The sequence below is a fragment of the Chryseobacterium sp. HNCC26DJ240 genome, from assembly GCF_057180485.1.
This window is the reverse complement of sequence record NZ_JBXUGK010000006.1, coordinates 307,443-331,531: the sequence shown is the minus strand read 5'-3', so window position 1 is coordinate 331,531 and position 24,089 is coordinate 307,443. Positions and strand designations below refer to the sequence as shown.

General features: G+C 33.8%; 24 protein-coding genes. 13 read left to right on the top strand and 11 right to left on the bottom strand.

Annotated features, from left to right (window positions below):
- Window positions 1-20 precede the first annotated feature (20 nt).
- Window positions 21-2,057, bottom strand: a complete 2,037-nt coding sequence (locus AC2A1G_RS14000) for a M13 family metallopeptidase (RefSeq protein WP_484047533.1) — start codon at window positions 2,055-2,057, stop codon at window positions 21-23.
- 163 nt (window positions 2,058-2,220) lie between these two features.
- Window positions 2,221-3,471 carry a CinA family nicotinamide mononucleotide deamidase-related protein gene (locus AC2A1G_RS13995; protein WP_484047532.1) on the bottom strand — a complete coding sequence of 417 codons (1,251 nt, stop codon included), beginning with the start codon at window positions 3,469-3,471 and terminating at the stop codon, window positions 2,221-2,223.
- A gap of 114 nt (window positions 3,472-3,585) precedes the next feature.
- Between AC2A1G_RS13995 and AC2A1G_RS13990 the strand changes: the two genes are divergently transcribed.
- The gene (locus AC2A1G_RS13990) at window positions 3,586-4,062 is read left to right on the top strand and encodes a DUF7832 domain-containing protein (RefSeq protein WP_484047531.1); all 477 of its coding nucleotides are present in this window, start codon (window positions 3,586-3,588) and stop codon (window positions 4,060-4,062) included.
- 183 nt (window positions 4,063-4,245) lie between these two features.
- Here the strand turns inward: AC2A1G_RS13990 and AC2A1G_RS13985 are convergent, their stop codons facing one another.
- The 4 genes from AC2A1G_RS13985 to AC2A1G_RS13970 are packed head-to-tail and all read right to left on the bottom strand — an operon-like array spanning window position 4,246 to window position 8,464.
- Window positions 4,246-4,980 (bottom strand): LytR/AlgR family response regulator transcription factor, encoded by a 735-nt coding sequence (locus AC2A1G_RS13985; protein ID WP_484047530.1) that lies wholly within the window; start codon window positions 4,978-4,980, stop codon window positions 4,246-4,248.
- 10 nt (window positions 4,981-4,990) lie between these two features.
- Entirely contained in the window at window positions 4,991-5,971 is a 981-nt protein-coding gene (locus tag AC2A1G_RS13980) for a hypothetical protein (RefSeq protein ID WP_484047529.1), read from the bottom strand.
- Window positions 5,972-5,996: 25 nt separating this feature from the next.
- Window positions 5,997-6,731, bottom strand: coding sequence for a PA3715 family protein (locus AC2A1G_RS13975; protein WP_484047528.1), 735 nt, complete (start codon window positions 6,729-6,731; stop codon window positions 5,997-5,999).
- A gap of 11 nt (window positions 6,732-6,742) precedes the next feature.
- Complete coding sequence (locus tag AC2A1G_RS13970) at window positions 6,743-8,464, bottom strand: sensor histidine kinase (protein WP_484047527.1); 1,722 nt, start codon at window positions 8,462-8,464, stop codon at window positions 6,743-6,745.
- 182 nt (window positions 8,465-8,646) lie between these two features.
- Here AC2A1G_RS13970 and AC2A1G_RS13965 point away from each other — a divergent pair, with 182 nt between their 5' ends.
- The 7 genes from AC2A1G_RS13965 (at window position 8,647) to AC2A1G_RS13935 (ending at window position 15,854) form a co-directional block, all read left to right on the top strand.
- Window positions 8,647-9,051, top strand: a complete 405-nt coding sequence (locus AC2A1G_RS13965; RefSeq protein WP_484047526.1) for a nuclear transport factor 2 family protein — start codon at window positions 8,647-8,649, stop codon at window positions 9,049-9,051.
- Window positions 9,052-9,203: 152 nt separating this feature from the next.
- Window positions 9,204-10,130, top strand: a complete 927-nt coding sequence (locus AC2A1G_RS13960) for an SIMPL domain-containing protein (RefSeq protein WP_484047525.1) — start codon at window positions 9,204-9,206, stop codon at window positions 10,128-10,130.
- 171 nt (window positions 10,131-10,301) lie between these two features.
- Window positions 10,302-10,889, top strand: a complete 588-nt coding sequence (locus AC2A1G_RS13955; RefSeq protein ID WP_484047524.1) for a hypothetical protein — start codon at window positions 10,302-10,304, stop codon at window positions 10,887-10,889.
- Window positions 10,879-12,027, top strand: coding sequence for a hypothetical protein (locus AC2A1G_RS13950; RefSeq protein ID WP_484047523.1), 1,149 nt, complete (start codon window positions 10,879-10,881; stop codon window positions 12,025-12,027). Before AC2A1G_RS13955 ends, AC2A1G_RS13950 begins: the two co-directional genes overlap by 11 nt.
- Window positions 12,028-12,125: 98 nt before the next feature.
- A complete protein-coding gene (locus AC2A1G_RS13945; protein WP_484047522.1) occupies window positions 12,126-12,800 on the top strand; it encodes an SIMPL domain-containing protein in 675 nt (224 codons plus the stop codon).
- A 167-nt stretch (window positions 12,801-12,967) separates the two neighbouring features.
- Window positions 12,968-14,533: a DUF4139 domain-containing protein gene (locus tag AC2A1G_RS13940; RefSeq protein WP_484047521.1), complete on the top strand. Its 1,566-nt coding sequence runs from the start codon at window positions 12,968-12,970 to the stop codon at window positions 14,531-14,533.
- Between the two features lie 127 nt (window positions 14,534-14,660).
- A complete protein-coding gene (locus AC2A1G_RS13935) occupies window positions 14,661-15,854 on the top strand; it encodes a VWA domain-containing protein (RefSeq protein WP_484047520.1) in 1,194 nt (397 codons plus the stop codon).
- Between the two features lie 314 nt (window positions 15,855-16,168).
- On the opposite strand, the gene AC2A1G_RS13930 is transcribed toward AC2A1G_RS13935, so the two are convergent.
- Window positions 16,169-16,711 carry a lipocalin family protein gene (locus AC2A1G_RS13930; RefSeq protein WP_484047519.1) on the bottom strand — a complete coding sequence of 181 codons (543 nt, stop codon included), beginning with the start codon at window positions 16,709-16,711 and terminating at the stop codon, window positions 16,169-16,171.
- Window positions 16,712-16,842: 131 nt separating this feature from the next.
- Here AC2A1G_RS13930 and AC2A1G_RS13925 point away from each other — a divergent pair, with 131 nt between their 5' ends.
- Window positions 16,843-17,199, top strand: a complete 357-nt coding sequence (locus tag AC2A1G_RS13925; protein ID WP_484047518.1) for a hypothetical protein — start codon at window positions 16,843-16,845, stop codon at window positions 17,197-17,199.
- Between the two features lie 5 nt (window positions 17,200-17,204).
- Window positions 17,205-17,387, top strand: coding sequence for a hypothetical protein (locus AC2A1G_RS13920; protein WP_484047517.1), 183 nt, complete (start codon window positions 17,205-17,207; stop codon window positions 17,385-17,387).
- Window positions 17,388-17,432: 45 nt separating this feature from the next.
- On the opposite strand, the gene AC2A1G_RS13915 is transcribed toward AC2A1G_RS13920, so the two are convergent.
- A complete protein-coding gene (locus tag AC2A1G_RS13915; protein WP_484047516.1) occupies window positions 17,433-18,542 on the bottom strand; it encodes a 5-(carboxyamino)imidazole ribonucleotide synthase in 1,110 nt (369 codons plus the stop codon).
- Window positions 18,543-18,677: 135 nt separating this feature from the next.
- Window positions 18,678-19,238: a DUF1543 domain-containing protein gene (locus AC2A1G_RS13910; protein WP_484047515.1), complete on the bottom strand. Its 561-nt coding sequence runs from the start codon at window positions 19,236-19,238 to the stop codon at window positions 18,678-18,680.
- 74 nt (window positions 19,239-19,312) lie between these two features.
- Here AC2A1G_RS13910 and AC2A1G_RS13905 point away from each other — a divergent pair, with 74 nt between their 5' ends.
- On the top strand, window positions 19,313-20,143 hold the full coding sequence (locus AC2A1G_RS13905; RefSeq protein ID WP_484047514.1) for a sulfite exporter TauE/SafE family protein: 831 nt from the start codon (window positions 19,313-19,315) through the stop codon (window positions 20,141-20,143).
- Window positions 20,140-20,523, top strand: a complete 384-nt coding sequence (locus AC2A1G_RS13900) for a DUF1634 domain-containing protein (RefSeq protein WP_484047513.1) — start codon at window positions 20,140-20,142, stop codon at window positions 20,521-20,523. The genes AC2A1G_RS13905 and AC2A1G_RS13900 overlap by 4 nt, the downstream gene beginning before the upstream one ends.
- A 121-nt stretch (window positions 20,524-20,644) precedes the next feature.
- On the opposite strand, the gene gloA2 is transcribed toward AC2A1G_RS13900, so the two are convergent.
- Window positions 20,645-21,022 carry an SMU1112c/YaeR family gloxylase I-like metalloprotein gene (gloA2, locus tag AC2A1G_RS13895; RefSeq protein ID WP_484047512.1) on the bottom strand — a complete coding sequence of 126 codons (378 nt, stop codon included), beginning with the start codon at window positions 21,020-21,022 and terminating at the stop codon, window positions 20,645-20,647.
- Window positions 21,023-21,152: 130 nt separating this feature from the next.
- On the opposite strand from gloA2, the gene AC2A1G_RS13890 reads away from it, so the two are divergent.
- A complete protein-coding gene (locus tag AC2A1G_RS13890; protein ID WP_484047511.1) occupies window positions 21,153-23,237 on the top strand; it encodes a M13 family metallopeptidase in 2,085 nt (694 codons plus the stop codon).
- A gap of 103 nt (window positions 23,238-23,340) precedes the next feature.
- On the opposite strand, the gene AC2A1G_RS13885 is transcribed toward AC2A1G_RS13890, so the two are convergent.
- On the bottom strand, window positions 23,341-24,048 hold the full coding sequence (locus tag AC2A1G_RS13885) for an ABC transporter ATP-binding protein (RefSeq protein WP_484047510.1): 708 nt from the start codon (window positions 24,046-24,048) through the stop codon (window positions 23,341-23,343).
- Window positions 24,049-24,089 lie beyond the last annotated feature (41 nt).

Below are 24,089 nucleotides of genomic sequence, written 5' to 3'. Positions count from 1 at the left end.
TCTGAGCGACTCAAATTATATTACCAAATTTTAATTCTCTGTTCGGGAGTTTTGTACAATTTGTCTCCTTTTTTCACGTCAAATGCTTTGTAGAAGGCATCAACATTGATTAGCGGACCAAAACTTCTGAAATATCCAGGAGAATGCGGATCTGTCTTCACTTGGTTGATCATGTATTTTTCGCTTGATAAAGTTCTCCAAACTGTTGCCCAGCTCAAGAAAAATCTCTGATCCTGTGTGTAACCACTGATTTTTCCGGGATTTCCTTTGTCTTTCAGATACATTTGAAGAGCGTCATAAGCAATGTTCACACCACCTAAATCTGCAATGTTTTCACCGTTGGTAAATGTTCCGTTTACATAAGTTCCTTTCACAGGCTCATATTTGTCATATTGTGCAGCCAAAGATTTTGTAGCTTTCTCGAAATTCGCTTTATCTTCCGGCGTCCACCAGTCAACAAGGTTTCCGTCTGCATCAAACTGCGCTCCAGAGTCATCAAAACCGTGACTCATTTCGTGACCGATTACCGCACCGATTCCACCAAAGTTTACCGCTGCATCAGCTTTAGGATTAAAGAAAGGCGGCTGAAGGATTGCTGCAGGGAAAACGATTTCGTTGTTTACAGGATTGTAGTAAGCATTTACTGTTTGTGGCGTCATTCCCCATTCGGTTTTATCTACCGGCTTACCGATTTTTGCCAAATCTTTGCTATACTGCCATTCTCCAACGTTTTGAAGGTTTTTGTATAAATTTCCACCTTGAGCTTCTGAAGTGATAACCAGTTTAGAATAATCTTTCCATTTGTCTGGATAAGCTACTTTTACTGTGAATTTGTTTAATTTTTCTAAAGCTTTAACCTTAGTCGTAGAAGACATCCAGCTTAATCCGTTGATGTGAACAACGAAACTTTTCTTTAAATAATCGATCAATTCCACCATCTGAGCTTTTGCTTCAGCAGGGAAATATTTTTCAACATACAATTTACCGAAAGCTTCTCCCAAAGAACCGTTGATCAACTCAAAACCTCTCTTGTTTAAAGCTCTCTGCTCCTGCTGACCTCTTAAATATTTACCATAGAAAGCAAACTTCATATTACCCAGTTTTTCGCTCAGGTAAGAAGCGTTTCCGCTGATCATGTGAAATTTTAAGTAATCTTTAATGACAGCAAGATTTTTCTCGCTCACCAACTGATCGAAGTTTTTGTAATATCCTAATTCTCCAATGATCACCCGGTCTGTATTTACTCCAACTTTCTTTAGGTATGCAGGAATGTCTACATTTTTCACTAAAGTTTTCAGTTCAGCCATTGTTTTTGGGTTGTACTGAAGCGTATTGTCACGGCTTTGCTCGTTTGTTAATAAATGTTTTGCAATGCTTTTTTCGTAGCCCACAATTCCTTTTGCAGCGGCATCAGCATTTTTGTAGCCCAATTCTTTCAACATTGAAGCAACGTATTTTTCGTATTCAGCTAAAGCTTCTGTATTTTTAGCATCCACTTTTTGATAATAATCTCTTCCCATTCCCAATGAAGCGTCCCCCAGATAAACAGCATTCATATTAGAATCTTTAAGGTCAGAATAAACACCCCATCCGTAGAAATTATTTTCACCTTCTTTAGTTACAGAAGCCAAATAATTCTGAAGATCTGTAAGGTTTTTAATTTTATCAATTTTACTGATGTTCTCCTGAATAGGCTTTATTCCGTCTGCATTACGCTTCTCCATATTCATGTAAGTTGCATACAAATCCTGGATTTTTTTGCCTTCGCTTCCCTCTGCAAATTTATCTTTCAGTAAAGAATTCAAAATTGTCATCGAGTTGTTATCTGTATCATCTGCCAATTTATTGAAACTTCCCCACGTTGGTTTATCAGAAGGAATTTTTGCGGTTTTCATCCAGCTTCCGTTTACAAAATTGTAAAAGTCATCTTGAGGACGAACATTTTTATCTATATAATTCAGTTCCAAACCTTTTTCTCCTACAGGTTTTACCGTTTTTTGTGCCTGTACAGCAAAAGTTCCGGCCAAAAGAACTAAAGATAATGTTAGTTTTTTCATTTTTTTATAATTTGTACAATATGTCTGTTATCATTAAATTTTGTTACTTAAAATTGGAATTATTTTAAAATTTTCAAGAATTTTTCGGTAATATATTTCTGCTTATCTAAGCGCTATCGCCTTTTTGAAGCAATAATTCATGTTTAATAAAAACTTTGGGGATCTATTCAGAAATTAAAATAGAAACCAGATCCTGAATCACTTTTTGCGAAACAAAATTCATAAAATCTACTCTTTCTAAATGAGGCATAAATAATTTTGAACTGTGAATTTTATCGCCAATTTTTATGGAATAATGCACCAATCCGATATCTTTTCCGTCTTCACCTTTTCCGGGACCTGCAACTCCTGTTGTAGAAAGCGAAATATCTGTTTTAAACAAATTCTGACAACCGGAAGCCATTTCTGCCGCAACTTCTTCACTTACAACGGTAAATTGATCAACAGTTTCTTTCTTTACTTTTAAAATATCGACTTTTTTCTGAGTGTCATAAGGGATTATTCCACCTAAAAAATACTTTGAACTTCCGGGATTTGAGGTAATTAATCGGGCAAGTTCGCCTCCCGTACAACTTTCAGCTGTAGATAATGTCAGTTTTTTTTCAGCTAGTATTTCAGCAAGAATTTTCTCAATCTTATCTTCAGAAGTGGCAATTACATTTGGTTTTATTAAAGGTAAAAGCTTCTGAATCTCTTCTTCAAGCTGTCTGTGAAGCTGGTTTTCATCATTTCCGCTTGCTGTGATTCTCAATTTCACGCGGGTTCCAACGGGAAGATAGGAGAGTGAGATGTTCTGCGGTAAAGCCAATTCCCAGTCTTCAATTATATCTGCCAGAATACTTTCTGGAATCCCAACTACCGAAACAATCCTTGTCGAAAGATAATTTAAACTGAATTTATCTTTTAAATAAGGAACAATTTGATCTTTAATCAAAGGTTTTACCTCAAAAGGAACACCTGGAAGACTGAAAAGCAGTTTCCCGTTTTCTTCCATCATCATGCACGGTGCAGTTCCGAAATGATTCTGAAAAACAGTTGATTTTGTAGGCACAAAAGCCTGTTCGCGGTTTCTTTCGAGAATTTCTATTCTGCCTCTTTTTTCCATATACGCTTTCAGATGGGCAAAAGTGGTTTCATCCAAAGCGATTTCATCATTGAAAAATTCGGCAATTGCTTTCTTGGTTTTGTCATCTCTTGTCGGTCCCAAACCGCCTGTGGTAATAATTAAATTACCTATGTCAAAAGCTGATTGTATGGTCGATTTTATGGTTTCTATTTCGTCTGAAATGGTGATGATCTGAGAGACTTTGATTCCAATGTTTTTTAATTCTGTTGCAATAAAATTTGAATTGGTATCTACGGTATTTCCTGATAAAATTTCGTCTCCAATGGTGATAAGAACTGCGTTTTGCATGCTTTTAATTTTGAAAAAATTCCTTACAAATGAAGTGAAAATCTCTGTAGCAAGCAAAAGAATATGATTTTTTATATCTTTGAATTCTACTGTCTTTAACTATAATAAAATATCATGACAAAATATGATGATGCTTCGTGGCATTACAGCGGAGATTTTCCCGATGGACTTCCACAAAAAAACGGTGCGACGCATACCGGAATGTTTCTGAATTGGTGCATTAATCATAATCTGCATTCGCAGGAATTGCAGGAAGATAATGAAATTGAAATTGAAAGTTTAAAAAGACGTGAAATTACCGGAGCCGAATTTATTATCAGTGCTTTAGATGGAAAATTTTCTGAAGATGATCTGAATGATTTTGGAAATGCTTTCGCTAAAGATTATTACGTTGACGAAACTGATTTTGCAAATCGATACAGTTCATTTGCCACAGATTACATCAATATTTTCGACAGTATCGCCGAGGAAAGTGATTCTGAATATGAAACTTTTTATCACATTGAAGATACTTACGAAAACTACGATTTGATGAAACAGGTGATTGACCATCGCTTTCAGGAATGGAAAGAATATAAAAATCTCAATTAAAATTTTTTTTTAAAAAACCTGTGAGGTTTGAGTGGTAATTTGAACCATTAAGATTTATTAAGTTGTTTAGAATGATTAAGTCGAGCTCCGCTTTAAGCGCATGCTTAATAAAATCTGTCTGATTTTCTTAAAAAATCTTAACCAATTAAAAATCTTAATGGTTTAAAATCTTTAGTTCAGATTCTAAGAAAAAACTTTTAAAAACTGCTCTTTAAAACTACCCGAAACCTCAATTTCTGTTTCGTCGGAAAGTGTTGCTGTTCCGCTTTTGTGATAAGATTTCACAAATCCCGTATTGATGATATGAGAACGGTGAACTCTCACAAAAGGGGTTTCTAAAAGATCGTCAAAATGCTTTAAAAACCGGCAAACCATTTTCTTTGAACCATCCGTTAAATAGACCTGAGTGAAATTTCCATCGGCCTGAAGTCTTACAATATCTTCCGTTTTCACGACATCAAATCCCTGTAAAGTTGGGAGAATAAGCTGTTGTTTTTCAGGTTTTAATTTTAAATTTTCCAGAAGAATTTTATTCCTGTTGAGCTCTTCTTTATTTTGAATGCTTTCAGCGACTTTATTCACCGCAACAATCAATTCCTGAATATCGATTGGTTTTAGAATATAATAACTCGCAGATTTATTCAAAGCCTGCAAAGAATATTGAGAAAATGCTGTAATAAAAATGGTTTCGTAGGAAAATTCTTTGGTAGCTTCCAATACATCAAAAGCATTTCCGAAAGGCATTTCAACATCCAGAAACACCAATTGTGGCTGCTTTTCAGCAATCAGAGGAACTGCTTCTTTAATATTTTCCGCTTCGCCCAAAATCTCTACCTGCGGACAATATTTTGTGAGGTAATTTCTGAGAACTTCTCTTGCAATGAGTTCGTCGTCTACGATTACGGCTTTTATTTTCATGCTCTATTTTTTAGTTAGTAATTTCTCTTAAATCAATGGCATTCCAATATTTTTTTGGAAACAAAATCTGTTTGTTTTTTGCATTAATATAAAAGGAAATATAATCAAACACCCGATTGTCTTCATTTCGTGAAAACGTTAATTCGTTGTTGTACCGATCTGTACTTAATTTATAATTTTTCCTGTTAAAGGTGAACAAATCATATTGTGACGTTTTGGATTCGCTAATGTAACAAAGAACTTTCTGTCCTTCTGCCTGTTTTAAATTGAAATGCGGGTAATCTGGTGGATCTCCAATCGTCGCTTCAGTAGCTGCATAAGGCTTATCTGTAATCTGTATTCCTTTAGTTTTTAAGAAATTAGCAATCTTTTCAAAATCTTTTAATTGATTTTTGTTTTTAAATAATATGTTGAATTTTTGGTCAAAGAAAGTTGTGCCTTTTGTACTATGAACCACATAAACTTTACCTGATTTGGAATCAGAGTATGCATCAACACTCTCATAATCAATATTCATTAAAATTTTAGAGCTATTGTTTTTTGCAATTACATCTGCTTTTCCTTTTCCCGTAATTCCAAACAAATAATCATCTTCCTGTAATGTATTCTCATACTTTTTTGGCAGTCGGATTCTTTCTTCCAGGTTTTTATTATTCATCAAAAATCCATCTTTTTCGTTGTAAATGTAAATGTACTGCGCTTTATCTAAGTCAATTGTGTATGCTCCAGTAATGTATTTGATAGTTTCAGTTTTACCAGTTTCTTTATTAACGATAAGTGGATCTAAGCTTTTGCTCATTAACACAAAGAATGGTGACTTATGATTTAAAGTGTAAAGTTTCCAATCATAGTTGGGTTCTACAACTTCATTCCCTTCAGCATCTACAACGCCCATTTTGTAATTATACTGAAATTCGTAAAAATTTTGATTTTGTGCTGAAACGTGTATGAGAATCAACATGAAAAGTAAGAAATTTATTTTTTTTATCATTTTATGTTTTAATTAGAGCTTAGATTTATTGATATTTACCCTTAGAAAACTTCAAGGTTTTGTAAGAAATTTTCGATGATTTGGTTTCTTTGCAATCATCATTTGTTGGTTTATTTAAAATTTTGGAAGTCTCTGTTTTAATTTTAAGATTTGCAAAACTGTTTGTTTTTGACTGATCTATCATAATAACAGATGTACTCTCTTCAAACTCTCCAGAACAATTGGTGTCCCATTCTCCGGAAAAGGTTCTCAAATTGTAGCTTTCTAGAATTTTTTTAAGGGTTACTCCATCTTGAATAAATAAAGATATATCCGAAGAATAATAAGGGTTTGGTCTGCTACTTCCAGTATAATTTGCGGAAATACCGAACGCTCTTGTATTTGAGTTTAGATTATAAAGCCCTGTGTCAATTGTAAAACCTGACAGCATTATAGCGTCTGAACCAAATTCTGTAGGATCTACATATTTTATTTTTATTTGTCCTTCTTTGTTGGTGATTACAATCGTGTTCTTTACGTTAAATCCATCATATTCAAATTCACCTTCACCTTGTAAAACAGGAACTACAATGATATATGAATCTTCCTGATTGGGCATCTTCTTTTCTACATATAATTCATTGTGAACTTTAGTCTTTTCTAAACCAAGTTGCTTGAAAACACTTTCTTGCCTTTGTTGATCATATTCTTGCGCTGAAAACAATGTTCTAAAAAATAAAAAACAGAGTAATACAACTTTAAATTGTAATAAATTTTTCATCATTTGTAAATTTAATAATTCATTTTTATTTCAACAAAAACACCTTGAGAGTCGGGTTTATCTGTGATTTTGCACTCAATATTTTGCTTATATAAATCATTCAGCAATGCAATTCTTTCCAACGTATTTTTCATTCCACGGCCTTTTCGGGTTTTTTGGTGTTCGGTTTTTTGTTTTTTGCTTTCTTCGATGCCGATTCCGTTGTCTTCAATAGTGATTTTCAGATTTTCAGATGATTTCTCAAATCTTAATTTTAAAAAACCTTTTGTGGTTCGGTATCTTAAGCCGTGCCAAACTGCATTTTCAAGAAAAGGCTGCACCAACATTCCCGGAACTTTCAGACTTTGAGTATTTAAACTTTCATCCACTTCAATTTCGTAATCAAATTTATCTGAGAAACGGGTTTTTTCTAAAGCTAAATAATTCTGAAGCAAATCCAGTTCCTGCTGAAACGGAATAAAATCATCTTTAGAATTTTCCATGACGCCACGCATTAATTTTGAAAATTTGGTTAAATATTGGTTGGCTTCCAGTTCCTTATTGGTTGAAATAAAATGATTTACAGAGTTTAAACTGTTAAAAATAAAGTGCGGATTCATCTCACGGCGAAGCGATTGTAAAGCAATTTTTTTATTTTTAATTTGAACTTTTTTCAAGGTTCTAAAAATGAAAAATATGAGACCAATTAAAATAGCTAAAGCTCCAATGAGACTGTAATTGAATAGGTTTTTTTTGTGAATTAGCTCGTCTTTGAGCTTTTTTTCCTCCTCCAGCTGTTGAATTTTTTGTTCGGTATCTTCCAGAATTTTTTCATCCACCAAACTCCTGTCCTTTGAAACCAAATCGGGCAATTTTCCAAGAAAATCTCTGTATAAAACGATGGATTCATCAATATTTTTGGAAACCTGATACAAACTGTCGAGTCTTTTTACACTTTTCTGAGCTTCTAAAGTATGCCCTTTTTCTAAAGCAATTCCATAAGATTTTTTGAGAAGATTGATGGCTTCTTTAGGATCATCTTTTTTAATGTAAATATCGGCAAGTTCCTGAATTTGCTCTACTTCTTTTTTTGAATTTTCTTTTACGAAATCTTCTTTCAGAACTTTCTTTTTAACCTCAATCGCTTTGTCGAAATTTTTATTTTCAACATACATATTTGCTAATTTTTGGTTAATGACTAAAGCCTGTTGCGGAGCTTCTTCTTTTGAAATTTTGTAAGCATTATTAAGGTTTTCTTCAGCTTTAGGAATGTTGTTTTCTTCGATGTTTACGTCTGCCATTTGGCTGTAGCTGGCGGCGAGATCTTCCTTATTATTTTCCTTTTCGCTGATGGCCAAATTGCTTTTAATAGCTTCTGCTCTTAATGTTGAAGATGGTGTCGAAACTCTCGATGCATCGTTAGAATTCATCCTTTTGCTTGCCTTCGAATATCCTATTTTTGATGCTCCTTCGTAATTGGAGGCAGCAGCTTTCAGTTTATTCTGGCTTTCCTGAGATTGAGCGAGTTTTCGGGTAACTTTTTCGAGATTTTTTTTATCATCCATCTTGTCATAGATGTTTTTTGACTTAAAAAAATACTCTTCGCTTTTGGCAAAATTTCCATTTTTAAAATAGGTTTCGCCAATATTGTAGTAAGAGTCGGCCTGGGCAGATTCGTCTTTTGTGTCAACCGCTTTTTTAAGTTTTTTGCTTTCTGTAACGACTTCTTCCACAGCACTGTTTTGAGAATACATTTTATTCCCAAAAAGCATCAATATAAAAGCAAAAAAGAGATGACTGGATTTCATAAAACAAAGATATACATATAATTGAAGTACAAGAAATGATTCACCAAGTGAAAATTGGCATTCACCAAGTTGAAGTTTCTTTTTTTGATTTTCAATGTTTAATTTTGCTTAGCTAAAATCTAATGAAAATGAAATCAAAATTGTATCTTATTGTTTTTCTATTATTTGCGAATTTTATGATTCATGCTCAAAGCACAAAATCAATTGCCGAAAAGCTCGTTCAGGCACAGGTTGACGGGTACAACGCAAGAGATATAGAAGCTTTTCTAAAACCTTACTCCGAGGATGCAGAACTATATATGTTCCCAAATGAATTACTGAGCAAAGGAAAAGATGCGATGCGGAGAGATTATTCTAAAATGTTTCAGGAACTTCCGGAGCTGCATTGTGAGATTATAAACAGAATTGTAAACGGTAATTTCATCATCGATCAGGAAAGTATTTCCGGGATGAGAAAAGGCGAAAAAGTGGTTGCCTCGGCTATTTATGAAATCAAAGACGGTAAAATTGTGAAGGTTTATTTTTTACCTTAGATAGAATTTTTTTGTTTAAAAAGTTAAGACAATTCCATGCTGGGTTGTCTTTTTTTTGTTTTCACCAAGTGGAAATTATCATTCACCAAGTTTTAAATAAATGCCTTTCGCAAGGCGATTAAGTTTGCAGAGTAATTTTAAACTTAATCATTATGAAACATCAGTTATTAAAAAGAAAATCATTTTTAATCATTGCCGTACTTCTTTTAATATTCGAATCAGGAAATGCGCAAATTTCGGGAAATCAAGTATACAGAAACCAAAATTCCTATGAAAACAATAGGGTTAGTCTCCCGGAAAAAAAGCAGTTGTATGCTACAGATTCTACTTTGGTGATTAATGTAAATGTTTTAATGAATAAAAAAGCAGACCTCTTCAAAATTACGCTAGGATTAAATGAAGAAGCCGAAACACCAAAAAAAGCTTCTGAAAACATGAGCTTCAGAATTCAGAGCTTCACCAAAAAACTTTCATCTTTAGGTATTAAAAAAGAAGATTTTTATGTGGATTTTATTTCCCAGACCAAAGTGTATGATGTGATCATTTCTGATGATAAAAAACTCATCAGTGAGAAAATAAAAGGTTTTGAAATCAAGAAAAATATTATCATCAAAACCAATGATCATTCAAAAATTGAAAAAATCATAAACGAAGCTTCCGAATATCAAATTTACGATATTATAAAAATTGATTATATAAATACTGATCTCGAAAAAATTCATCAGGATCTTGCTGATGAGGCAAACCAAATCGCTAATAAGAATAAAGAGGATTATTTTAAAAGATTTAAAAAAGAAGTTATAGGAACACCAACGATGAATTCGAGTTTTGGCTATATTTTTCCGGCTTCACAGTATCAACAATATACCGCTTATGAAAGTTCGGATTTTGATTTAATGAGAGGCTATAATAATAACGATCTTTTGATTAAAAAAATGGAAAGAAAGGGCAAAACTTTCTATTACGAAAGTGCACCCTACAATGGTTTTGATAAGGTTATCAATAATGAAGATCCGGAAATCGGAATTCAGTATATGATTAATATGAGCATTAAATATGATTTTAAAAAGAATCGTTAAACAATAATTCTATGATTTAAAAGTAACGGGTTTTTGAAAAGCCGTTACGATTTTATAAGAAATATTTAATTACGATAACTTCCACCAAGTGAAAAATATCACTCACCAAGTTCACAAAAGGCGATGCGTTATATAACCCTAAGTTTGTCTTATAAATTAAAAATAATTATCATGAAAAATTTATCTATCCTCTTTCAAATCTCCTTTCTATTGTCGAGCGGTCATTTTTTGGCTCAGACCAAACTTATTTCCTACAAAAGCCACAGTGGCGATATAAAATTTTTTGAAAAAAGTATTGTTGAGAACCGCTTGAATATCAATTATTCTAATCTTGGCATGGCTCCCGAAAGGTATGTTGTCAATTCAAAATTGGACAGTGTGATCATCATTGATGACAAAAAAAGTGTAATGATTACCTCAAGATTCTGCCAAAACAGAAGAAGCGAAAATCTGGAAAAATGGAAGCCAGGCAGAGATACGGTTTACAATCATCCGGTTTTTTCAAATCAGAATATTGATGAAGTAAAAAAAATACTGAAAAGAGATTATCATTTTCAAAATGACATCGACAGCACGGTTTTTCTGAAATATGATTCGAAAACGAAAGAATATAAACCTATTTCTACGAAAAGAACAGTAAAGAAAGCTGAAATTAAAAAAGTACAATCGAAAGAAGAATTTCTTTATGTTTTGGTTTTAAGCATTGCCGTGCTAGCTTCTGTTTTTGTATATAGAAAATATCGTAATAGTGCTCACTAAACCGCTTTTATCAGAAAGAGTAAGCACTTTTTTTTGTGCTTACTTTCTTCAGTTTATTCTCTTTTTTCCGTTGGATTTTGTGAATAATTTCCAGCTGAAAATTACCCGTTTTTTATTTGGAAATCTTACGGAATTCATTTTAAAAATTGTTTCCAACAAAAGAAATGTAAGAATAGATTACAGCTCAGACAGCGCTTCTATGCTGGTTTTATTGTTGATTTTGGTTTTTACATCCATAGTTTTCAGTTTTGGTTTAAAGGAGAAATGGATTGAAAAGTTTTTATTGATAACTGAATATTTTTGCGTGATTTATATTTCAATAATTCTTATAAAGTATGGTTTGGATAAAATTTTTAAAACCCAGTTTCCCGAACCTGAACCCAATATTCTTTTTACAAGATTTGGAAATTTAGATAAAGATATTTTGTTTTGGAGTACAATTGGAACTTCCAAAACATACAATACCATTACAGGTTCTATTGAGGTTTTTTCTGGAATTTTATTATGGTTCAAGCGCTGTCATTATTTAGGATTATTGCTTGCGATTGTATGCTTTTGTCAAATTCTGATAATTAATTTGAGTTTTGATATTTCTGTTAAATTTTTCTCATTCATTTTGCTTGCTATGAATATATTTTTATTGCGAAAAAGCGGTTGGGAACTTTTGCTCAAAATAATCAGTCTTCCTGCAAAAACACTTTTCGATCGGACTAAATTTCTTCCTCTTAAAACATTTGTTAAAATCATTATTTTAGGCATTATTTTTATTAAAATCGTAATGCCATATTTTGTTAAAAGAATTGATGTTTTTAAACAAAATTCATTTCATTTTGACAAAGCTTATCAAGTGGCTTCTCCCGAAAGTCCTTATCAATATATGTTTTTTCATAAAGACCAATATTTAATTTTAATGGAAAAGTCATCCGAAAAAATGAGGGCTTTGCATTATGAAATTACTTTTGATCATCAATTGATTCTTGAAGATGATACACAGAATATTTCTAAAAGTTCATTATTGAAAAATGAAAAAACAGGAAACATCAGTTTTTATTTTGAAAATCAAAAGATTGATGCGAAACCGATTGATTTTAAAAACATGAATGCATTGCAGGACAGATTTCATCTTTTGGTAGATTAATGCTTTTCCACCAAGCCAAATCCCCATTTCACCAAGTCTTCATATTTTCAGTTTTGAATCAGGCTAATTTTACATTAGAAATTTAAAATAAAACAATTATGAAATTGAAACACCTTTTATTAGCAGGAATTTTTGCAGCAGGAAGTTTGGTGAATGCTCAGGAAATTAGAAAAAACACAATTGAAGTAACGGGCGTTGCCGAAATGGAAGTAGAACCGGATGAAATTATTTTTAACATCGGAATAAAAGCCGACAACAAAAACCAATTGGCAGACAGCGAAAAACTTTTGTTTGAAACTTTAAAAAATAATGGTGTGAAAAACGAAGATATCAAATTCAAATCGATGTATCAGAATTTGTATTCTAAAACCACCAAGTTTACTAAGAGTTTTCAGTTTAAAGTGAATGCTAAAACCAATATGAGCGCCCTTTTTGAACAGCTGAATCAAAAATGGGTAAGCAATCTGAATATTGCGGAAGTAAAAAATACCAAGATTGCAGATTTCAGAAAGACAGTAAAAATCAATGCATTGAAAGCCGCTAAAGAGAAAGCAGATTATCTTTTGGGAAGCATCAATAAAAAAACAGGAAACCCAACAGAAATAATAGAAATCGAAGATTATATGAGTGATGCAATTCTCCCGGTCGCTTACAAAAGTGCAAGAGCCAATATCCAGATGGAGGCAGCCGACCAAAGTCTCGATTATTCTTTCGAAAACATCGAAAATATCAAGCTGAAATACAGTATCAAAACAAAATACGAAATTCTTTAGTTTTTTTGGACAGTCAGAAATGGCTGTCTTTTTTTAGTTAAAAAACTTCCACCAAGTGAAAAAGGCAGTTTACCAAGTCTTCAAAAATCAGGTTTAAAATCAGGGTAATTTTACTATAGAACTTTAAATAATAAACAATGCGACATTCTATTGTAATACTCATTTTTATGATTTCACTTTTTAAATCTCAGGAAATTAAAAAGGAAATCGAAGTAAAACAGGCCACCGTTTTTTTACAGGGAGCTAAAGTTTTCGGAAGCACGAATGTGAATCTTCAAAAAGGTAAAAACACAGTGAAAATCATTAATCTACCCAATGATTTAGATGAAAACACCTACAGAATCAATCTGGAGAAAAACACAACACTTTTATCCATCACGCCTCAAAGCAATTATCTGAAAAGTGATGAACTGACGGATGGCGAGAAGAAACTGGATGACGAAAGAAAGAAATTTCAGAGACAGGTAAATCTTTTAAATATTCAGATTAAAAACCTCACGGGCGAACAGAATATTATTAATGACAATCTAAAAGTTTCTACCAACGACAAAGCAACACCTCAGGATCAACTGATTAAACTGACTGAATTTTACAGAAAAAGAATGCTCGAAATTGATAATCAGGTGTTTATTCTCAATGAACAAAGATCTGTTCTGGATGAAAGCATTGCTAAAATCAACAAACAATTCTCTGAAGAACAGACCAATAAAAACAACAACAGAAAAGAATTAATTCTTGAGATTTTAGCTGAAAACGAAATGAATCTGAATCTTGGAGTAAGTTATATCGTGTCAAACGCAGGTTGGGTTCCGTCTTATGATTTGCGTGCGCTTTCAACCAAAAAGCCTCTGGAAATTGTCTACAAAGGCAAAATTTACCAGAAAACAGGACAGGATTGGAGTAATATCAAACTTTTCGTCTCTACTTACAGACCTTCGTACAATCAAAACCGTCCGATTTTATCACCACTTTATGTTGCAGAATATACGGCTTATAATAATGAAGATGTTACGGTAGGTTATGCTAAGCTAAAAAAGGCTGAAATGTCAAATTCTTATCAGATGAGAGAAGAAAAAGCTGCACCGGGTCAGATTCCTGTGGCGACGGTTTCGGATAACCAGATGAATGTTTTGTATGAATTAAATTATAGTCAAACCATTCTCAGTCAGGAAAAAGAGCAGTATGTGATTTTAGACAAGAAAAATGTGGAATCTGTTTATAAATATCATGTTGTTCCGAAATTAAATAATCAGGTTTTCTTAATAGCTTTTGTGAAAAACTGGCAGAATCTCAATCTGATTTCAGGTGAAGCGAATATTTATTTTGAAGACAATTATATCGGAAAAACCAATATTACCAGCAATTACGTAAAAGATGAATTCCCGATTTCTCTGGGTGTTGATGAAAGAATTGTGGTAAAACGCATGAAAATAGAAGATAAAACTTCTGAGAAAACATTGAGCTCCAACAGAATCCAAATCGAATCTTTCGAAATCAGTATCAGAAATAATACTAAAGAAAATATTGAGCTTGAAATTTTAGACCAGTTGCCAATCAGTCAGCATGATAAAATATCTGTGAAAACTTTAAATATCGGAGACGGAAGCTACGACGATAAAACAGGAAGTATTCTTTGGAACAGAAAAATCAACAGCGGAGCATCAGAGAAAATTAATTTCTCCTACGAATTGAAATATCCAAAAGATATGCAGATTCAGTATTACAGTAGATAAAATTTAAAATTCAAGGTTTAAAATTTAAAATTAAAACGAGAATAGCAAAGTCCCAACGGGACGATTTAATAAAGGATAGGATAAAATCCTATCAAAGTCAAAAAGATAATCAGTAAAAACATACAATATGAACACCCTAAAATTTTTAACATTAACAACAAGTGTAGTTGCATTTTTAAGCGCAGGAAAAACTTCAGACATCCGTTGTAGCAGTAAAGCTAACGACAGAGCAGTAATGGAAAGTAATATCTCTAGTGAACCAAAAATTACGGTTTTAAAAGAAAATAAAATTCAGGTGGCTTTGCTTTTAGACACTTCCAACAGTATGGATGGTTTGATTGACCAGGCAAAATCAAGACTTTGGAACATTGTAAATACGTTGACGACTTTAAAGTATAACGGACAAGCTCCCCAAATTGAAATTGCTCTTTACGAATATGGAAATGACGGATTGCAGGATGAAAATTACATCAGACAAGTCACGCCTTTGACTCAGGATTTGGATTTGGTATCAGAAAAACTCTTTGCTCTGAGAACCAATGGCGGAAATGAATATTGCGGTGCCGTGATTCGTGATGCATCAAACAATCTGAACTGGGACGGAAACGAAAAAAGCATGAAACTGATTTACATTGCCGGAAATGAACCGTTTGATCAGGGAAGGATCAGCTATAAAGAAACGGTTTCTGCGGCTAAGAAAAAGAACATTTACACCAACACGATTTTCTGTGGTGGAAGAGAAGAGGGAATTTCCACTTCGTGGCAAAATGGTGCTGTTTTGGGAGAAGGAAAATATTTTAATATCGACAGTAACCAAAAAGTGATTTATATTGAAACGCCTTTCGATAAACGAATTTATGAATGCAATGGTCTGCTTAATGACACATACGTTTCTTACGGAAGCCGAGGTTCTGAGATGAAAAGCAAACAGTATTTACAGGATTCTAATGCCGAATCGGTTTCAGCCTCAAATGCTGTGGAAAGAGCAGTAAGTAAATCTAAAAAGAATGCCTACAAAAATGATCACTGGGATTTGGTAGACAGAGTTGAGAAAGATAAAAGCTACATTATATCAATGAAAGAGGAAGAATTACCGTCTGAATTAAAAGGTAAAAGCAAAGATGAAATTCAAAAAATTATAACTCAGAAATCGGCTAACAGAGACAAAATTCAAAAAGAAATTGAAGTTTTGGCGAAGAAAAGACAGGAATTCATCGATGCTGAAACCAAAAAACGGGGTAGTTCTGATGCGGATGATTTGGGAAAAGCCATTGAGAAATCGATTGCGGAGATTGCTAAGAAAAATGGCTATGCTTTTTAGGTTTGAAATTTGAGGTTTGAAATTATGATTCTATTATTTTTGATCTAAGGAAATTTACAAGTCCCAAAGGGACGATTTAGCAAAGGATAGGATGGAATCCTATCATCAAAGCATTATTTTTTAAAATTAATATTTACGGAACTGGTCTCAAACACCAGTTCCACAAATTGAGCAAATTTCATAGAATTATACAGATGAGTGTTAGTATTGTTTATTAGTTTCGGGCGGCGGCGAAGCCGCCGCCCGAAACATTTTTTAGTAATTTTTCACATAAAATTCTAACAACTCAATCAGCAAAATCTGCGTGAAACCCATTATTGGTTATGCTTTACCCAAATCAGATTATCAGTATTGTAACCCAATTTTTGAGCTTTTTCAAGAAATCTCAATCTGATGCTTTCAGGAATTTCGGTGGTTCGGGATAAGATCCAGATGTATTTTAAATTATGACCTACGACCAAAGCATATTGATAATCATCATCAATATCAATCACATTGTAACCTGCCCAAATCGGCTTAAAAAAAGAAACTTTCAGCCTTGCTTCATTTTTTGAATTGACAAATTTTGCTTCGCCTTCAGACTCTTTCCATTCTTTTTTTACATAATTATAACCACGGTTTTGAACTTTAATATTTCCTTTTTCATTTAAAGAATAGGTCGCCGTGACATTATCCATATCTTTCTCAAACTTATAGTCAAATCTTGCAATTTCATACCATTTTCCGAGGTATTTGTCGGCATTAAAATTCTGTACAGCGACAGCATTATCCGGAATTCCCACAGAGCATGAATTTAAAATTAACAATCCTAAAACGCCTAATGCAACCGGAAATATTATTTTTTGATAGGTTTTCATTTTGAATATTTTGTGAGTTGATTTTTATTAAATTCAAATATGATGCCTTTGGAAATTTAGAATCAATGATAAGTTTTAATTTTATTAAATTTGAAAGAATTAAGAAAATCTCTACCAGCTAAAATCTTTCGATGAAAAAAGCACTCCTAATTTCACTCACGGTCATCGTGGTCATTATTTTATCCATCACAATTTATTGGAATCTTCCCATAGAAATCACCAGAAAATCTGATATAAAATCAGGAAATAAAATAATTCAGAATATTGAAAATTACCAGAAAACAAACGGTAAACTTCCTCAGGAAAGTGATTGGCAAACTTTAGAAAAACTGGGTTTACAAAAAGGCAACGCAGAAAAAACAATTTACAATAACGATCAAAACGGAAATTATGAATTGATTTATGATGACGGTTTAGGCGGACCTTATCTTTTATGGAATTCAAATGAGAAAAAATGGACGATTGATTTTCCTAAAATTATTGATTAAGAGAAATGAGTAAAGTAAAAGGATTTAGTATATCAATTGTTAGTTTTGTTTTAGGATTTATTTTAAATGTCCTTGCCTGGACAATTTTACCCGGTCCAAATTTAAATACATCAGCATTAGTGGTTGGCCTGCTTCTGATGCTTACTGGTGGATGTTTATTTGTAGCAAGTTTTTTCTTTGAAAACTAAAAAAGACTGCTTTTCGGCAGTCTTTCTCAATATATTTTAAAAATCTTAAGAAATCACTCTTACCATCGCTTTTACCTGAATTAATTTCTCCATCAATTCTTCTCTGGAATCTGCCAAAACATTGATGTGTCCCATCTTTCTTCCCGGCTTGGTCTCTGTTTTTCCATACAAATGAACGTAAGTTTCAGAAAGTTTCAAAACTTCTTCCATACCTTCATAAATTACTTTTCCAGAAAACCCTTCTGCTCCCACCAAATTCAGCATTCCGCTGTAGATAATGGCGTCGGTATCAGCTAAAGGTAAGTTTTTTACCACACGATACATCTGCTCAAACTGTGAATTGGCGTTTCCTTCCTGACTTTGATGTCCCGAATTATGCAATCTCGGAGCGGTTTCGTTTACCCAAACTTTTCCTTCTTTATCTAAAAACAATTCAATCGCAAAAAGCCCGGGAGAATTTACTGCTGCCAGAAATTTATCTGTAATAGAGTAAATCTGATTTTCAATTTCTTCAGTTAAGTGAACCGGACAAACATTAAAATCCAAAAGGTTCAACTTCGGATCTGCAACCATCTCTGTTACGGGGAAAGTCTGTTTTTCTCCGCTTTCGTTGATGGCAACAATTACCGAAAGTTCTTTATCGATATCGACCAGTTTTTCAAGAACAGAATCCTGAGTCCAAAGATTTTTCATGTCTTCGTTGGTGCGGATTACCTGAACACCTTTTCCGTCGTAACCGCCTGTATTCATTTTCTGCACGAAAGGCAAAGGCATTTTTATTTCGTCTGAACTTCCGTCCATAATTTCAAATTCAGGACTTGGAATATTATTTTCTTCATAAAATTTCTTCTGAAGAATTTTCTGCTGAATTGTTTTAATGATTTTAGCATTCGGAACTACCTTTATTCCTTGATTTTCAAGCTCCTGCAAAGCGTCTGCGTTAACGTGTTCGATTTCAATCGTAACTACATCTTTGCCCTGACCGAAGTTTAAAACGGTTTCATAATCATTAAAACTTCCCTGTGTAAAGTAAGAAATATTATGGCAAGGTGCATCAGCTGCCGGATCTAATGTATAAAATTCGTCATCATACTTCAACGCTTCCTGAATGAGCATCCTTCCGAGCTGTCCGCCTCCTAAAATTCCTATTTTCATTGTTTACTTTTTATTTAAAATTTTATTTAAAATTTAATTTGAGATTTGATGTTTGAGATTTGAAATTCGTTCAAGTAAATTTCATCGGTCATCTAAAATCTAGCACCCAGCATCATACACCCCGCATCCATCATCCTACAACTTATCAATCTTCCGATACCCAATATCCACAAAGTTCTCCTGATTTTCTTCATCAGATTTCACCAGCAAAATTGAATGTTTTTCTTTCATTTTTAAAGGTAAAATATCATTGACATTAAAAATATCGTCAATATCAACTCCGTGTTTGTCATCAATATGGCTTACTGCATTTTCGAATCCCATTGTTTTATAAAACTCAGTTTTTTTCGCCTTTTTCACAATTTCAGACATTGACGTTCCAACCATCAAATGTTGCTGATGAAATTCTTCAAAATAACCTTTTTTATATCCTCCAAGATTTACAAAATACAGCTGGTTTTCTGAGCTTTCATGCGATTTTTCTACGATTTTTACTTCAAAACCATCCACAAATTTCACTTCCTGATAGCAATCGAGGTGAATTTTTCCTTCCGCTTCTTTCCAAAATTCTTTCATATCAGGAACGAGCTCTTTTATCGTTTCCGCAATACCGAAAAATACATCGTGCTGCTCAATATTTCTGCCTTTTGGCGTTGCTCCGAGAATAATGTAGAATAATTTAAGACGCATTTCCATGGATGCAAAAATACGTCAAATTTATCTTTCTTTAAACGTTTGGCAGACAACGCCAATAGTTTTATATTTGTAGCATGTCAGAAATCATTATTCTCTTCCTCGGAGCAATATCGGCAGGATTATTAGGATCTCTCACCGGTTTGGGAGGTGGAGTTATCATTATTCCTTTATTGACGCTGGGTTTCGGCGTTCCAATGCATTACGCAATCGGTGCTTCTCTTATTTCGGTTATCGGTACTTCTTCGGGAGCAGCGGTTGCCTTTGTGAAAGAAGGTTTCACCAACATGAGAATTGGGATGTTTTTAGAGATTGCTACTACAGCTGGTGCAATTGCAGGTGCTTTGGTTTCAGGAATGCTGAATCCGAATACCATCGGGATTATTTTTGCAAGTATTCTTTTACTAACCGTAATTTTAAACTTAAAAGGAAAGCCTGATCATCAGGAGCCCCGAATTAAAGGCACGTTAGAAGATAAATTAAAATTATACGGAACTTTCCCTGATAAAGGTGTTTTAAAAAGTTATTCTGCAAGAAATACAGTTCCGGGATTTTTTATGATGATGTTTGCTGGCGCAATGTCTGGACTTTTGGGCATCGGTTCCGGAGCTTTGAAGGTTTTGGCGATGGATAATATGATGAGGTTGCCATTCAAAGTTTCTACAACGACGAGTAATTTTATGATCGGCGTAACTGCGGTTGCAAGTTCGTTGATTTATTTCCAAAGAGGCGAAATTATTCCTGTCATCGTTGCTCCCGTTCTGGTTGGAGTAGTGGTTGGAAGTTTCATCGGTTCTAAAACTTTAATGGTTTCAAAAACAAAAAAATTAAAGACCTTTTTCGCTATCGTAATTACGATTCTTTCGGTTTATATGATGTATAACGGTTTAAGCAGTAATTTCAAATGAAAAAGACTTTTACAGACATCGACCTGAACCGTTCGGTAGGAAATCTTCTCCGTTTAGGCGTTATTTTAGCAGTTACAACTTCTATTATTGGCTTTGTAAAACTTTTTTTAGAAGGTTTTAAAATGCCTAGGAAATACACAATGCTCAACATGGGAACTTCATCTGAAAAAGTATGGAGCCATTTTTGGGAAACGCTTTGTAAAGGCGAAGGTATGGCCATTATTCAACTGGGAATTTTGATGCTGATTTTCACACCATTAATGAGAATTATCTTTGCTCTCATCGGATATTTGAAAGAGAAAGATTATACTTATGTTATTATTTCTTCAATTGTTTTGGCGATTATGGCTGTGAGCTTTTTCACGGGTTATGCGCATTAGATTTGAAGTTTGAGATTTGAGATTTTAGCAGTTAACATGTTGCTTATCTAAGTAAAACGGCTTTGTGAGACTTTATGCGATATCATTTAAAATAAACTTTGTGCACTCTGTGTTCAAAAATTTACTCCTCATAAAACTCAATCGGCAAACCATCAGGATCCTGAGTAAAGAAAAATTCTTTTCCGGTAAATTCATCGGTGCGGATTTCTTCGCAGTTTAATCCTTTCTGAATTAATTCTTCACGCTTTTTATTCACATTTTCGACAGAAAAAGCCAAATGCCTCAAACCACAAGCTTCTGGTCTGGACGGTCGTTCAGGAGGATTAGGAAATGAAAATAATTCAATCACATAATGGTCATCGATGCCTAAATCCAGTTTGTAAGATTTCCTTTCTTCACGGTACACTTCCTGTAAAATTTTTAAACCTAAAACGTTAGTATAAAATGATTTTGAAGCTTCGTAATCTGAACAGATGATAGCAATGTGATGTATTTTCATAACTCAAAAGTAAAATATTTCATTTAAATTTTTGGCTTTATTAAGAAGATTAATAAGAGAATATGTGATTATTTTTTCTAAGTATTCATTATATTTGATATTCTTTTTTAAATCATAAATTAAAATTTTAATGAAAAAAATAAATATTGCCGTTCTGGCATTTTCAGGTCTTGTTTTTTTGAATTCCTGTGGAACTAAAAAAGTTGCTGTTGTAACAGAAGAAAGGCCTGTTCCCGCAATGAAATTTCCTGAAAATGAAGAAATCAAAGAAGAGGGGATCAATCTTGCCTACATGGATAAATCTGTAAGACCTCAGGATGATTTCTTTAATTATGTAAACGGAAACTGGGTGAAAGAAACACAGATTCCTTCTGATAAAGCAAGCTGGGGTTCTTTCAATGCTTTGAGAGAAAATGTGGATGATGCTTCTTTGGATATTTTAAACAAAATATTAAGTGAAACCTATCCTGAAGGTTCTGAAGGCCAGAAAATCCAGAATTTGTATGCAAGTTTCATGGATACTTCAAAACGTAATGCTGAAGGTTTAGCACCAATAAAATCTGATTTAGCTAAAATTGATGCCATTAAAAATGTAGCAGATCTTCAGAAATATTTGCTTGAAGCGACAAAATTGGGCGACAATTCTTTCTACGGATGGAGAGTGTCTGCAGATATGAAAGATTCTAATATGAATGCCGTTTACCTTGGAGCCCCAGATCTCGGTTTGGGAAGAGATTACTACCAGAAAGTAAACGAAGCCAACACCAAAACTTTAGCAGAGTATCAAAGCTATATTTCTAAACTTTTCGTTATTTTAGGCTATAAAAATGCTGACGCAGCCGCAAAAGCTGTGGTCGATTTTGAGAAAAAAATGGCTAATGATCTTTTGACTTTAGAGCAAAACCGGGATGCGAATTTAAGATACAATCCGAAAAAAGTTTCTGAATTGCCTGCATTGGTGAAAAGTGTAAATCTTCCGAAATACCTTAAAGATGCCGGAGTAAATACTGATCGTGTAATCGTTGGAGAGCTGAAATATTACCAGAATATGGATCAGATTTTTACTCAGAAAAATATTCCTCTTCTGAAAGATTATCTGAAATACCATGTTATCAATGGAAATGCATCCAATCTTGATGAAAATTTAGAGAATATCCGTTTTGATTTTTATGCTAAATATTTGCAGGGGCAAAAAGAGCCACGTCCGATGAACAAAAGAGGTTTGGCAATGGTGAATTCTATTTTGGGTGAAGCTTTCGGGAAATTGTACGTAGAAAAATATTTCACGCCGGAATCTAAGCAACAGATGGAAACCTACATCGATTACATCGTAAAGGCTTTCGACAAACACATCACAGAAATCGACTGGATGTCTCCTGAAACAAAAGTTAAAGCCCACGAAAAACTTTCTAAATTCAGCGTAAAAATCGCCTATCCGGATCAGTGGAAAGATTATTCTAAACTGAAACTGGAAAAAGGAACTTCATTGTATTCTAATCTTCAGAATGTTTCAGCTTGGCAGTACGGGAAAAGTCTGGAGAAAGTGGGTAAACCTGTTGACAAAAAAGAGTGGGGGATGACGCCGCAAACAGTCAACGCATATTACAGTGGTTCCAACAACGAAATTGTTTTCCCTGCGGCGATTTTACAACCTCCTTTCTACAATCCGAAAGCTGATGCAGCCGTGAATTTTGGCGGAATAGGAGCCGTAATTGGTCATGAAATTTCACACGGTTTTGACGACAGTGGCTCAAGATTCGATGGTGATGGAAACTTAAATAACTGGTGGACAGCCGAAGACCGTAAAAACTTTGATGCAAAAGTGGCTCAGTTGGCTGCACAGTATAACGCTTATGAACCTGTAAAAGGAAGTTTCGTCAACGGAAAATTTACAAGTGGTGAAAATATTGGCGATCTTGGTGGTGTTTCTGTGGCTTATGAGGCATTACAGATGTATCTCAAAGACAAGGGAAATCCAGGTTTAATCAGTGGTTTCAATCAGGATCAGCGGTTTTTTCTAAGTTGGGCAACGGTCTGGCGAACAAAATCTACTGAGCAATATATGATTAATCAGGTGAAAACAGATCCGCATTCGCCGGGAATTTTCAGGGCTTTCGGGCCTTTGGTTAATCAGGATTCGTTTATCAAAGCTTTTGATATAAAAGAAGGTGATAAAATGTATAAAGCACCCGCTGAAAGAATTATGATTTGGTAAAATCAAGAAGACCTGCAAATTTTGCAGGTCTTTTTTTATTATATCTCGCTGGTTTTATGGGTTTAGCAGATTTTAAAAGTTTTAAAATTAAATCTAAAAAATTTTAAACTGTTTCCTGAGTTGTGTATGCAGTAAAAGCTTCTTCCAAACTATTGAATTTTCCTTTAAAATCTTCAATAGCGCAATCCTGCAGAATATTTCCTTTATGAATCAAAATTACTCTGCTGCACAAAGCCTCAACTTCCTGCATAATATGAGTGGAAAGAATTACAGTTTTTTTGTTGCCGATTTCTTTGATGACGCTCCTGATTTCCAGAATTTGGTTCGGGTCTAAACCATTGGTTGGTTCGTCTAAAATTAAAAGTTCCGGCTGGTGAATAATCGCCTGCGCAAGACCGACTCTCTGTTTGTAACCTTTAGAAAGCTGACTTATTTTCTTAGATTTTTCCGGCGTTAAACCAACAGTTTCAATCACTTCATCAACTCTGGACATCGGAATTTTATGGATATTTGCAACAAACTGCAGATATTCTTTCACATACATTTCCAAATACAACGGATTGTTTTCAGGTAAAAAACCTATTTTCTTTTTGGTTTCAATTTCGTTTTCAGCAATGTTTTTTCCGTCTAAAAAGATTTCTCCTTTTTCTATTTTCAGAGCTCCGACGATAGATTTCATCAGAGTAGATTTACCTGCTCCATTGGGACCTAAAAGCCCGATAATCTCGTTCTTTTCTGTAGAAATTGTAACGTCATTCAGTGCCACCTGGCTTCCGAAAGTCTTGGTTAAATTATTTATGATTAATGACATGTCTATTTTGATATTTTACAAAAATAAAACAAAAAACTCAT

Excerpts from the sequence above, each read along its gene's own strand:
- AC2A1G_RS13890 (WP_484047511.1), top strand. The coding sequence starts at position 21,153 with ATGAAAAAAATAAATATTGCCGTTCTGGCATTTTCAGGTCTTGTTTTT.
- AC2A1G_RS13915 (WP_484047516.1), bottom strand. The coding sequence starts at position 18,542 with ATGAAAATAGGAATTTTAGGAGGCGGACAGCTCGGAAGGATGCTCATT.
- AC2A1G_RS14000 (WP_484047533.1), bottom strand. The coding sequence starts at position 2,057 with ATGAAAAAACTAACATTATCTTTAGTTCTTTTGGCCGGAACTTTTGCT.
- AC2A1G_RS13985 (WP_484047530.1), bottom strand. The coding sequence starts at position 4,980 with ATGAAAATAAAAGCCGTAATCGTAGACGACGAACTCATTGCAAGAGAA.
- AC2A1G_RS13975 (WP_484047528.1), bottom strand. The coding sequence starts at position 6,731 with ATGAAAAATTTATTACAATTTAAAGTTGTATTACTCTGTTTTTTATTT.
- AC2A1G_RS13935 (WP_484047520.1), top strand. The coding sequence starts at position 14,661 with ATGAACACCCTAAAATTTTTAACATTAACAACAAGTGTAGTTGCATTT.
- gloA2 (WP_484047512.1), bottom strand. The coding sequence starts at position 21,022 with ATGAAAATACATCACATTGCTATCATCTGTTCAGATTACGAAGCTTCA.
- AC2A1G_RS13965 (WP_484047526.1), top strand. The coding sequence starts at position 8,647 with ATGAAATCAAAATTGTATCTTATTGTTTTTCTATTATTTGCGAATTTT.
- AC2A1G_RS13990 (WP_484047531.1), top strand. The coding sequence starts at position 3,586 with ATGACAAAATATGATGATGCTTCGTGGCATTACAGCGGAGATTTTCCC.
- AC2A1G_RS13920 (WP_484047517.1), top strand. The coding sequence starts at position 17,205 with ATGAGTAAAGTAAAAGGATTTAGTATATCAATTGTTAGTTTTGTTTTA.
- AC2A1G_RS13970 (WP_484047527.1), bottom strand. The coding sequence starts at position 8,464 with ATGTATTCTCAAAACAGTGCTGTGGAAGAAGTCGTTACAGAAAGCAAA.
- AC2A1G_RS13910 (WP_484047515.1), bottom strand. The coding sequence starts at position 19,238 with ATGGAAATGCGTCTTAAATTATTCTACATTATTCTCGGAGCAACGCCA.
- AC2A1G_RS13900 (WP_484047513.1), top strand. The coding sequence starts at position 20,140 with ATGAAAAAGACTTTTACAGACATCGACCTGAACCGTTCGGTAGGAAAT.
- AC2A1G_RS13945 (WP_484047522.1), top strand. The coding sequence starts at position 12,126 with ATGAAATTGAAACACCTTTTATTAGCAGGAATTTTTGCAGCAGGAAGT.
- AC2A1G_RS13885 (WP_484047510.1), bottom strand. The coding sequence starts at position 24,048 with ATGTCATTAATCATAAATAATTTAACCAAGACTTTCGGAAGCCAGGTG.
- AC2A1G_RS13995 (WP_484047532.1), bottom strand. The coding sequence starts at position 3,471 with ATGCAAAACGCAGTTCTTATCACCATTGGAGACGAAATTTTATCAGGA.
- AC2A1G_RS13980 (WP_484047529.1), bottom strand. The coding sequence starts at position 5,971 with ATGATAAAAAAAATAAATTTCTTACTTTTCATGTTGATTCTCATACAC.
- AC2A1G_RS13905 (WP_484047514.1), top strand. The coding sequence starts at position 19,313 with ATGTCAGAAATCATTATTCTCTTCCTCGGAGCAATATCGGCAGGATTA.
- AC2A1G_RS13930 (WP_484047519.1), bottom strand. The coding sequence starts at position 16,711 with ATGAAAACCTATCAAAAAATAATATTTCCGGTTGCATTAGGCGTTTTA.
- AC2A1G_RS13960 (WP_484047525.1), top strand. The coding sequence starts at position 9,204 with ATGAAACATCAGTTATTAAAAAGAAAATCATTTTTAATCATTGCCGTA.
- AC2A1G_RS13940 (WP_484047521.1), top strand. The coding sequence starts at position 12,968 with ATGATTTCACTTTTTAAATCTCAGGAAATTAAAAAGGAAATCGAAGTA.
- AC2A1G_RS13925 (WP_484047518.1), top strand. The coding sequence starts at position 16,843 with ATGAAAAAAGCACTCCTAATTTCACTCACGGTCATCGTGGTCATTATT.
- AC2A1G_RS13955 (WP_484047524.1), top strand. The coding sequence starts at position 10,302 with ATGAAAAATTTATCTATCCTCTTTCAAATCTCCTTTCTATTGTCGAGC.